The sequence below is a fragment of the Desemzia sp. FAM 23988 genome (assembly GCF_045528365.1).
In the GTDB taxonomy this organism is placed as follows: domain Bacteria; phylum Bacillota; class Bacilli; order Lactobacillales; family Carnobacteriaceae; genus Desemzia.
Map to the genome: position 1 here is coordinate 1 of NZ_JBGQQS010000066.1, position 492 is coordinate 492.

Here is a 492-nt window from a genome sequence, read left to right on the forward strand (position 1 = left end):
ACCGAAGTTGCTTGTTTTATCTTGCGATAAGAACAATTAAAAAACTCTTTTAAACGCGGTGTGTTTCTCGGTTTCTTACTTAAATGTTTCTATTAGACAATATCCAGTTTTCAAAGAACACTATTCATTTGCAACTAAGTTGCAATGGAGCCTAGCGGGATCGAACCGCTGACCTCCTGCGTGCAAGGCAGGCGCTCTCCCAGCTGAGCTAAGGCCCCGGGTTTATCTTTAAAATGAAATTTAATGGGCCTAAATGGACTCGAACCATCGACCTCACGCTTATCAGGCGTGCGCTCTAACCAGCTGAGCTATAGGCCCAATTCAGCACTTCATTTAAAGAATGCAGTTTAAATTGAAAGATTGATTAAACCTCTCAAAACTAAACAAAGTAAAAGCGAACCGTGTAGGATTCCGTTAATTCCTTAGAAAGGAGGTGATCCAGCCGCACCTTCCGATACGGCTACCTTGTTACGACTTCACCCCAATTATCTG

2 tRNA genes and 1 rRNA gene are annotated in these 492 nt (G+C 42.7%); all 3 read right to left on the reverse strand.

The window, feature by feature from the left end:
* Positions 1-145: 145 nt before the first annotated feature.
* Positions 146-218: transfer RNA gene (locus tag ACEN4L_RS13465), tRNA-Ala, on the reverse strand.
* Between the two features lie 26 nt (positions 219-244).
* Positions 245-318: transfer RNA gene (locus ACEN4L_RS13470), tRNA-Ile, on the reverse strand.
* Positions 319-426: 108 nt separating this feature from the next.
* Positions 427-492: ribosomal RNA gene (locus tag ACEN4L_RS13475) — 16S ribosomal RNA — on the reverse strand; the annotation flags it as partial.